This window comes from Micromonospora sp. KC721 (genome assembly GCF_004348355.1).
Classification (GTDB): Bacteria; Actinomycetota; Actinomycetes; order Mycobacteriales; family Micromonosporaceae; genus Micromonospora.
On the sequence record NZ_SMJY01000244.1, the window covers coordinates 1 to 7,930 of the forward strand.

Genomic DNA, 7,930 nt, shown 5'->3' on the forward strand with positions numbered 1-7,930 from the left:
CGGCAGGCCCGAGGGGTGATCCGCGACTGGGCGTACACCGCCCGCACCGGGCGCTTTCCCTCGCTGGACGGGGTGGACGCCGAGGCCGCGGTGCGGCGGCTGACCACGCCGGTGCTGGCGGTGAGCATGGACGACGACAGCTTCACCCCGCACGCCACGCTCGACCACCTCTGCGCCAAGCTCACCGCCGCACCGGTGACCCGGGCCCGCTACACCGTCGCCGAGGCCGGTGCCCCGCTGGACCACTTCGTCTGGGTCCGCGCCGGTGGGCCGCTGGCCCGCCGGGTGGCCGACTTCGCCGCCGCCCTCACGCCCCCCGCCTGAGGCGCGCACCGACCGGCGACGGTGCGGCGAGCGCGATGACCGATTGCCGCCAGACGGGCGACGTCGTGGTGCGGCAGCCTCGATGACATGTCGAACACCAGCCAAGCCACGACCAGTGGCCCTGTGCCATTCGAACCGTGGTACACCTTCGCGGAGGGTGGCCCGGTGCACCGCGCGTTGCTGCCGTTCCCGGCGACGGCGCCTGCCCCGTTCGAGATGGCACGGTGGACCGTTGCTCCTCAGACGTCCAACGATCTCGACGTCCACCGATCACGTGAGGTGTGGGTCGTCGTGGCCGGAACCGGCATGCTGACGTGGACCGACCGGACAACCGTCCTCAACGCCGGGGACGTCGTGGCGTTCGAGAGCCACGTGCCGCATCAGATCCGCAACGACGGACCTGACCCACTTGTCGCCATCTCCGTCTACTGGCTGCCGGAGAGCGCCTGATCCCCGGGGTGGGCGGTCCGTCTCGTGCCCCCGGCGGGGTACGCCCCACCGCCGACACCGGGGCCGGTGGGCGTGAACCGGGGATGGACCGGATCCGGGTGCGTAGCCGCGCCGACGACGGGTAAGCCGCTGCGCCCGAACACGGTGGAGGGGGATCAGATGTCCGAACGACACACTGCGCTGCGTTCCATGCACGATCTGGGCCTGGCAGCCTGGTTCGGCGGCTCCCTGATGGGAGCGCTCGGCGTCAACGGAGCGGCGGCGCGGATCAGCGACTCGACCCAGCGCCTGCCGATCGCCTCGGCGGGCTGGTCCCGTTGGACGCCGGTGAACGCGGCGGCGATCGGCGCACACCTGGCCGGTGCGGTCGGCGAACTCGCCACGGAGAGCCCGCGCGTGCTGGCCCAGCGCGGGGTGGGGCGGATGAGCGCGGTCAAGACGGCGCTCACCGTCGGCGCGCTGGCGGTCACCGGGTACAGCCGGCTGCTCGGCATGAAACTGGAGAAGGCCGGCAACCCGCCGGTGGAGGGGATCACCGAGCCCCACTACCAGACACCCGGGGACGTGGCGTCCTGCCAGCGCCGGATGAAGGTGTTGCAGTGGACGATCCCGGCGTTGACCGGGGCGCTGGTGGTGGTCACCTCGTACATGGGTGAGCAGCAGAAACCCGGGCAGATGTTCCGGGGTGTGTTCGGTCGCGCGGGCGGGATGATGAGCGCGCCGATGACGATGGGGAAGGTCGCCACGATGGGCGCGAGGCGCCGGATGGCGATGGCGGGCTGAGGTCGTACCCAGCAGGCCGGCATGGGGCCGTTCGTCGCGGTGTCGACGGCGGTCGCCGTGCCGGGGCCGGACGACCGGGAGCACGACGAGCAGCGAGGTGGCCATGACGGGGAACGAGGCAGTGCCGGGCGGCACCGGACGGGGGCCGCAGTCCGCGGGCCCCTGGGGCACCACCGACGGCTTCGACGCCGATCCGCCCTGGGGTGCGGGTGAGCACGACCCGATGGGTGAGGGGAGCGAGGAGACCGCCGTGCCGGAGGGGCGGCGCGGCGACCGCCGGGCCGGGGATCCGGTGGGCCCGTCGGGGCCGGCCGGTCGGCACGGTTTCGGCCCGGTCGAGACGACGCCGGTGCCGGAGGCAGGGCCGGGTGCTCCGCCCGATCCCGCACCGGCCCGCCGCCCCTTCCCGGACGAGACCGTCGGCGGCGACCTGCCGGACAACGCCTGGGAGGAAGCCACCGGGATGCGCCCGGAAGGGGTCAGCCGGGACTGAGTGAGGTTTGGCGGGCCATGCCGGGGGCAGAAGTCCCGGCATGGCCCGCTCGCATCTGGACGACACGTTCACCCTCGTCACCCAGGGGTACGCCTGGCTGCCCAACCGGTTCCGGGAGGCCGGCGCCGACGTCTACCGCACCCGGCTGGCCGGGCGGCGCGCGGTGGCGCTGCGCGGCCCCGACGCGGCCCGCTTCTTCTACGACGAGCGGCACGTCCGCCGGCACGGCGCGCTGCCCGAACCGGTGCTCAGCACGCTGTTCGGGCACCGTGCGGTGCACACCCTCGACGGCGACGCGCACCGGGTGCGCAAGGCGCTGTTCACCGGGCTGCTGGTCAACGGCGATGTCGACGGCCTGGTCGCCCGGGCCGAGACGGCCTGGGACCTCGCCGCGAAGGGCTGGGCCGGGCAGGGCCCGGTGGTGCTCTTCGACGCCGCCGCCGAGGTGCTGACCCGGGCGGTGTGCGACTGGACCGGCGTGCCGGTCGACGACGACGAGTTGCCCTACCTCGCCACCGATCTGGTCACCCTGGTCGACGGCTTCGCCACCGCCGGGCCGCGTCACTTCCGCGCCCGACGGGCGCGGACCCGGCGGGAGAACCAGCTCGCCGACCTCGTCAGCCGGGTACGCCGGGGCGAGGCCGAGGTGCCGGCCGGCTCGGCGGTGGCGGCGGTGGCCCGCCACCGGGACGCCGACGGCACCGAACTGGATCCCTGTGTGGCCGCCGTGGAGCTGCTCAACATTCTCCGACCGACGGTGGCGGTCGCCTGGTTCGTCGCCTTCACCGGGCACGCGCTGCACCGCTGGCCGAGCCACCGGGACCGGCTGGCCGACGGCGATCGGGCCTTCGCCGAGGCGTACGCGCACGAGGTCCGCCGTTTCTACCCGTTCGCGCCGTTCGTCGGTGGACGGGCGGTGACCGACCTGAGTTGGGACGGGGTACGCATCCCGGCCGGGGCGATGGTGCTGCTGGACCTGTACGGGCAGAACCACGACCCACGGCTGTGGCCGGATCCGTACCGCTTCGCCCCGGAGCGTTTCCTGGGGCGGGAGATCGGCGAGTTCGACCTGGTGCCGCAGGGCGGCGGCGACCCGCGCACCGGGCACCGCTGCCCGGGCGAGCGGATCACGGTGGCCCTGCTGCGGTCGCTCGCGGTGCGGCTGGCCAGGTTGGACCACCGGCTGCCGGCGCAGGATCTGACCATCCCGCTGCACCGGATCCCGACCCGCCCGGCCAGCGGGGTGGTCGTCGAGGTGCGGTGACAGCTTTCTGTCGTCGCCTGGCGCGGTGCCCGCTCGCCCGCTCGCCCGCTCGACGTACGGCCATGATCACACCTCGGCGGTGTGCACCGCCGTGGTTACCCCGAGCAGCTCGGCGAGCCGGCCCGCGTCGCGCTGGGCCTGCCCGGCACAGCAGTTGTTGAACAGCACGTGCAGCTCCCGGGTCGTAGCGGCCAGGTCGGTCAGCAGCTCGCCCCAGCGCCGCAGCTCTGCGTCGGAGTACGCGTACCGGAAGCGGTCCTCCTTGCCGCCGTCGGCCCAGGCCGGGCTGTGCCCGTGGAAGCGCACCACCGCCGGCTCGGCCGTGGCGATCATGATGGGCGGCACCGACGAGGGGTGCCCCTGTGGCATGTCCACGCAGACCATGCTCAGCCCCTGGTCGGCCAGGAAGGTCACCGTCTCCGCGGCGGCGGCCCCGTCGAACCAGGAGCCGTGTCGCAGTTCGACGGCCACCGGCCAGGGCCGGCACCGGTGCGCCAGCTCCACGATTCGCCGCCGGGCGGCGTCGCCGCGCGCCAGCCACGGCGGGAACTGCAACAGCACCACGCCGAGCCGGTCGGCCGCCGCCAACGGCCGCAACGCCGCCCGGAACCGGTGCCACAGCTCCTCGTACGTCTCGGCGGGCAGGTCGCGGCGGCGGATCCGGGCCGCGCCGGTGGTCGGACGCAGGTCCCGGGGCAGCGTCGCCACCGGGGTGGGATGCCCGGTGAAGAGGCTGAACGCCTTGACGTCGAAGGTGAATCCGGGCGGGGTGGCCGCCACCCAGCCGGCGGTGGTCTCCGGTGCCGGCACCGCGTAGTAGGAGGTGTCCACCTCGACCAGTCCGAAGTGGCGGGCGTAGTAGCCGAGCCGGTCCGCCGGGGTACGCACCGCACGGGGGTACCAGCCGGCGCGCAGCAGCGTCTGGTCCGCCCAGGAGGAGGTGCCCACGCGAATCTCGCCCATGTCATGACGTCCTACCCTCGGCGGGCGGTGCGGCAACCCTCGGAGAAAGAGAACTGTCGGTGCCCTCACCTAGGGTGTGGCCGAACGACATCGACGGAGGGCGGGCGAATGACCACTTCGGAGCGGGTCCTCACCGGTGAGCGGGCCAGCCTGCTGGCCATCCTGGGCCGGCAGCGCGACATGCTGCGGCGCACCGTCCGTGGGCTCACCGACGAGCAGGCCGCGACCCGCAGCACGGTCAGCGCGCTCTGCCTGGGCGGGCTCGTCAAGCACGTCGCCGCCATCGAGGACGGGTGGGCCCGGTTCATGGTGGGCGGGGCGGAGGCGATGCCGGGCCAGACCGACGACTGGCAGGCGGGGTTCCGGATGATCGGCGACGAGACCCTGGCCGGCCTGCTGGACCGGTACGCCCAGGTCGCCGCGCGCACCGACGAACTGGTCTCCACCCTCGACCTGGACGCGGCTCACCTGCTGCCGGCCGCCCCCTGGTTCGAGCCGGGGGCGAGCTGGTCGGTGCGCCAGGTCGTGCTGCACCTGGTCGCCGAGATCTCCCAACACGCGGGGCACGCCGACATCCTGCGCGAGTCGATCGACGGCGCTCGGTCGATGGGCTGACCACTCGACCGCGACGGCTGTTCCTTCGACCCCGCGGACCGGGGGTGACCTGGGCTGTCGGTGATGTGACGTGCCGGCCGCCGCCGGCGCTGAGGGCACGAGATGAACGCGCGCCGACTGGACCCGGAAGCCGCCGAGTGGCTGCTCGGCGGGCCGGTCGTGGACCCCGGGTCCGGGTGGCCGCAGCCGCTGGTGCGGCTCCTGGCGGCGGTGCGGGCCGCACCCCGCCCCGCCGAACTGCGCGGGGAACGCGCCGCGGTGCGCGGGTTCCGCGCGGCGTTCGCCGCCGGGCCGCCGGGGACCGGCCCGGCGCAGCACCATCCGGGGTCGACAGGCTGACGAGGATCGTCGTACGGGCTGGTAACTTGCCCCGATGACCTTACGGCGTCGACGCGTGGCGGTGGCCTTCCGCCTGGCGATCGTGATCAGCGTGCTGGCCGGGATCGTGCTCACCGCCCTCGGTCCGGCCACGGTCACCGGCCTGCTGCCGTACTTCACCATCCAGAGCAACATGGCGGTGGGCATCCTGGCCGGGTACGCCGCCTGGCGCGCCGGGCAGCGGCTGCCCGAACCGGCCTCGGCCCTCAAGGGTGCGGTCACCCTCTACATCACCATCACCGGCGTGGTCTACCACCTGGTGCTGGCCAACCCGGCCAGTCCGTTCGCCGTCGCGCAACCGGAGCGGGCGCTGCCCGAGGCGGTGGGTAACCAGTTCCTGCACACGGTGGTGCCGCTGCTGGCGATCACCGACTGGGTGCTGTTCGATTCGCGCGGGCGGCTACGGGCCCGCTACGCCGCCTGGTGGCTGGCGTTCCCGCTGGCGTACCTGGGATTCGCCCTGGTACGCGGCCTCGTCGTGGCGCGGTACCCGTACCCGTTCATCGACGCCGGGCAACTCGGGTACGACGGCGTCGCGGTCAGCACGGTCTTCTTCGCGGTGGCGTTCTGGCTGCTCGGCCTGCTCTTCGTCGGGGTGGACCGGGGGTTGTCCCGGCGGCCCGGCGCCCGCCGCGACGTCGACCCGGTGGCACCCGCGCCGCGCGTCGCTGACGTCGCGCCGGACGCGCCGGCCGGGCAGTGGTGACCGTCGGCGGGCTCGGTTCGGCAGGCGGACCCGGTGGCGGGGCGTGCGGACAGGTCTGACCCGCCCGTACTCGCTGACGTTGCCGGCGACGATCGGGACCTACGCCTGCTTCACCGGCGCGCGATCTCCTGCTCGGCGGCTTGGCGGGGGTGCCGCGCGTCAGGCGGGCCGGGCAGCAGCCGCCGCAACGCCAACGCCAACGCGATGTCCCCGCGCAGGCTCAGCTCGGCGCGCATCAGGGACTCCACCAGGCGTCGTCGCCCGCTGGCCAGCCGGTCGAACGACTCCCGGTTGCCCCGCAGCACCAGGTCGGCGTCGCGCTCGGAGCGGGACACGTCGACCCGCTGTTTGTGCAGCACCAGGTACCAGTGTTCGGTGCGGTCGCCCTCGCACACGTCGAGCCGGACGGTGCCGGTGGCGTACTCCGGCAGTTCCGGGTGCGGGCGGCCGTTCAGCCGCTTCAGGAACTCCGCTGCGGACGTGGCCATGATTCCTCCCCCGGGTGGGTCGACGTCTGCCGCACTCAGCCAGGCTGGCAGCGGCCGGGGTGAACCCGGCTCACCCGCCGCGGGTGAGATCCGCACAGCCGGGTACGACGAGGCAGGGAGGCGACATGCACGGACTGGACGATCCCCCGCTGGACCGGGTGCTGACGGCGCTGCTGACGACGCAGCGGCAGTCCTGGCGCCGAGACCGGGCGGGACCTGCTCGCCACCGCCGACCGGCAGGTCGATCGGTACGGGCTGGTCCGGCCGGTGAGCGGGGCGCCGGACTTCACCCGCCCGGGCACCTCCGCCGAGGCGCAGGCGTTCCACCTGCTCGCCCACGCCGCCCTGCGCCGCGCCCGGCTCGTCGACGTCAGCTCGACCTGATCAGCCCCCGCAGGTAGGCGGCCTGACCGACGTGCTGAAGATCGTCCTCGGCCACGCTGATCAGCCGTACGCCGAGGGTCACCGGCGGGTCCCATGCCTCGTCCACCACCCGGTCCAGCTCCGTCGGGGCCAGTCCGGCCAGGAAGGCACAGGTCCGTGCCGCCACCGTCTCGTAGTAGTCGACGAGGGCTTCCGCGCTCTCCGGTCGTACCGCCGCGACCTGCTCCGGCGTGTGCCCGTAGCCGGTGTCGTGCGGGTCGGCGGTCAGGCCGAACCGGTCCGCCCAGCCGTCGCCGACCCAGATCTGCTCCTCGCCGAGCAGGTCCGCGACGTGGTCGTCCTGGATCCGGGTCAGGTGCCAGACCAGCCAGCCCACCGGATTGGCTCCGGGGCGGGGCGACCAGCACAACTGGTCCGGGCTCAGCCCGTCGACGGCCCCCCGCACCAGGTGGGGCAGCCGGCCGTAGAGCTCGGTCAGCAGGCCGTCCACGTCCACGGCACACTCCTTCCGCCGTCGGTCTCCGGGTCCTGATACCGCTGGCGTCGGCGGGCAAACCCGGGCCGTTAGGGTGATCATGTGGTTGCGGCGCTGGAGCTGTATCTGGACACCGACGCGACGCGGCGTATCCGGGTGCTGTGGGACGCGTTGGAGGCCGAGGGGGTACAGAGCATGCGCTCCCTCCTGGCGGGACGGCACCGGCCGCACATCTCGCTGGTGGTGGCTCCCCGTTTCGACCCGGAGCAGGTCGCCGAGGCGCTGCGGGGAACGCCGGCCGCCGCGTCTCTGCGGCTGAACTTCCAGTACGCCGGGCAGTTCGTCGGCCGGGTGCTGTGGTTGGGCGTCGCCCCGACCGCCGAGTTGCTGGCCCGTCACGCGCTGGTGCACGATCGGCTGACCCGGGCCGGGATCGCCCTGTCGGAGCAGTACCGGCCGGGATGCTGGGTGCCGCACTGCACCCTGTCGATGCGGGTGCCGAACATCCTGATGGCCGCCGCCGTCCGCCGCTGCCTGGAGATGCTGCCCCTGACGGCGACCGTCACCACCGCCGCCCTCACCGACCACGCCCGGGACATCTCCCACC

At 73.7% G+C, this 7,930-nt stretch carries 11 protein-coding genes and 1 pseudogene; 9 read left to right on the plus strand and 3 right to left on the minus strand.

From position 1 onward, the window contains the following. The 5 genes and pseudogenes from E1182_RS27325 to E1182_RS27345 form a co-directional block, all read left to right on the plus strand. A pseudogene (locus E1182_RS27325) lies at nucleotides 1-324 on the plus strand (alpha/beta hydrolase); the annotation flags it as partial. A 216-nt stretch (nucleotides 325-540) separates the two neighbouring features. After that, nucleotides 541-774, plus strand: a complete 234-nt coding sequence (locus E1182_RS27330) for a cupin domain-containing protein (RefSeq protein ID WP_243706443.1) — start codon at nucleotides 541-543, stop codon at nucleotides 772-774. A gap of 159 nt (nucleotides 775-933) precedes the next feature. Then, nucleotides 934-1,557, plus strand: a complete 624-nt coding sequence (locus tag E1182_RS27335; protein ID WP_132270617.1) for a hypothetical protein — start codon at nucleotides 934-936, stop codon at nucleotides 1,555-1,557. Nucleotides 1,558-1,660: 103 nt separating this feature from the next. Continuing rightward, nucleotides 1,661-2,050, plus strand: coding sequence for a hypothetical protein (locus tag E1182_RS27340; RefSeq protein WP_132270619.1), 390 nt, complete (start codon nucleotides 1,661-1,663; stop codon nucleotides 2,048-2,050). 40 nt (nucleotides 2,051-2,090) lie between these two features. Further along, nucleotides 2,091-3,314 carry a cytochrome P450 gene (locus E1182_RS27345; protein ID WP_132270621.1) on the plus strand — a complete coding sequence of 408 codons (1,224 nt, stop codon included), beginning with the start codon at nucleotides 2,091-2,093 and terminating at the stop codon, nucleotides 3,312-3,314. A 66-nt stretch (nucleotides 3,315-3,380) separates the two neighbouring features. On the opposite strand, the gene E1182_RS27350 is transcribed toward E1182_RS27345, so the two are convergent. After that, nucleotides 3,381-4,277 (minus strand): DUF72 domain-containing protein, encoded by an 897-nt coding sequence (locus E1182_RS27350; RefSeq protein ID WP_132270623.1) that lies wholly within the window; start codon nucleotides 4,275-4,277, stop codon nucleotides 3,381-3,383. 108 nt (nucleotides 4,278-4,385) lie between these two features. On the opposite strand from E1182_RS27350, the gene E1182_RS27355 reads away from it, so the two are divergent. The 3 genes from E1182_RS27355 (at nucleotide 4,386) to E1182_RS27365 (ending at nucleotide 5,976) form a co-directional block, all read left to right on the plus strand. Then, nucleotides 4,386-4,892 (plus strand): DinB family protein, encoded by a 507-nt coding sequence (locus tag E1182_RS27355; RefSeq protein WP_132270625.1) that lies wholly within the window; start codon nucleotides 4,386-4,388, stop codon nucleotides 4,890-4,892. A 102-nt stretch (nucleotides 4,893-4,994) separates the two neighbouring features. Further along, nucleotides 4,995-5,231: a hypothetical protein gene (locus E1182_RS27360; protein WP_132270627.1), complete on the plus strand. Its 237-nt coding sequence runs from the start codon at nucleotides 4,995-4,997 to the stop codon at nucleotides 5,229-5,231. A gap of 34 nt (nucleotides 5,232-5,265) precedes the next feature. Beyond that, a complete protein-coding gene (locus E1182_RS27365; RefSeq protein WP_165942733.1) occupies nucleotides 5,266-5,976 on the plus strand; it encodes a Pr6Pr family membrane protein in 711 nt (236 codons plus the stop codon). 110 nt (nucleotides 5,977-6,086) lie between these two features. Here the strand turns inward: E1182_RS27365 and E1182_RS27370 are convergent, their stop codons facing one another. Both E1182_RS27370 and E1182_RS27380 read right to left on the minus strand, forming a co-directional pair. Beyond that, nucleotides 6,087-6,464, minus strand: coding sequence for an SCP2 sterol-binding domain-containing protein (locus E1182_RS27370; RefSeq protein ID WP_132270629.1), 378 nt, complete (start codon nucleotides 6,462-6,464; stop codon nucleotides 6,087-6,089). Between the two features lie 370 nt (nucleotides 6,465-6,834). After that, the gene (locus E1182_RS27380) at nucleotides 6,835-7,344 is read right to left on the minus strand and encodes a DUF664 domain-containing protein (RefSeq protein WP_132270631.1); all 510 of its coding nucleotides are present in this window, start codon (nucleotides 7,342-7,344) and stop codon (nucleotides 6,835-6,837) included. Nucleotides 7,345-7,425: 81 nt separating this feature from the next. Between E1182_RS27380 and E1182_RS27385 the strand changes: the two genes are divergently transcribed. After that, a partial coding sequence (locus E1182_RS27385) for a 2'-5' RNA ligase family protein (RefSeq protein ID WP_132270634.1) occupies nucleotides 7,426-7,930 on the plus strand: 505 nt, incomplete at its 3' end.

Bases quoted from the DNA above. Each gene is read 5' to 3' on its own strand.
- E1182_RS27330 (WP_243706443.1), top strand. From the start codon at position 541: ATGGCACGGTGGACCGTTGCTCCTCAGACGTCCAACGATCTCGACGTC.
- E1182_RS27335 (WP_132270617.1), top strand. From the start codon at position 934: ATGTCCGAACGACACACTGCGCTGCGTTCCATGCACGATCTGGGCCTG.
- E1182_RS27340 (WP_132270619.1), top strand. From the start codon at position 1,661: ATGACGGGGAACGAGGCAGTGCCGGGCGGCACCGGACGGGGGCCGCAG.
- E1182_RS27345 (WP_132270621.1), top strand. From the start codon at position 2,091: ATGGCCCGCTCGCATCTGGACGACACGTTCACCCTCGTCACCCAGGGG.
- E1182_RS27350 (WP_132270623.1), bottom strand. From the start codon at position 4,277: ATGGGCGAGATTCGCGTGGGCACCTCCTCCTGGGCGGACCAGACGCTG.
- E1182_RS27355 (WP_132270625.1), top strand. From the start codon at position 4,386: ATGACCACTTCGGAGCGGGTCCTCACCGGTGAGCGGGCCAGCCTGCTG.
- E1182_RS27360 (WP_132270627.1), top strand. From the start codon at position 4,995: ATGAACGCGCGCCGACTGGACCCGGAAGCCGCCGAGTGGCTGCTCGGC.
- E1182_RS27365 (WP_165942733.1), top strand. From the start codon at position 5,266: ATGACCTTACGGCGTCGACGCGTGGCGGTGGCCTTCCGCCTGGCGATC.
- E1182_RS27370 (WP_132270629.1), bottom strand. From the start codon at position 6,464: ATGGCCACGTCCGCAGCGGAGTTCCTGAAGCGGCTGAACGGCCGCCCG.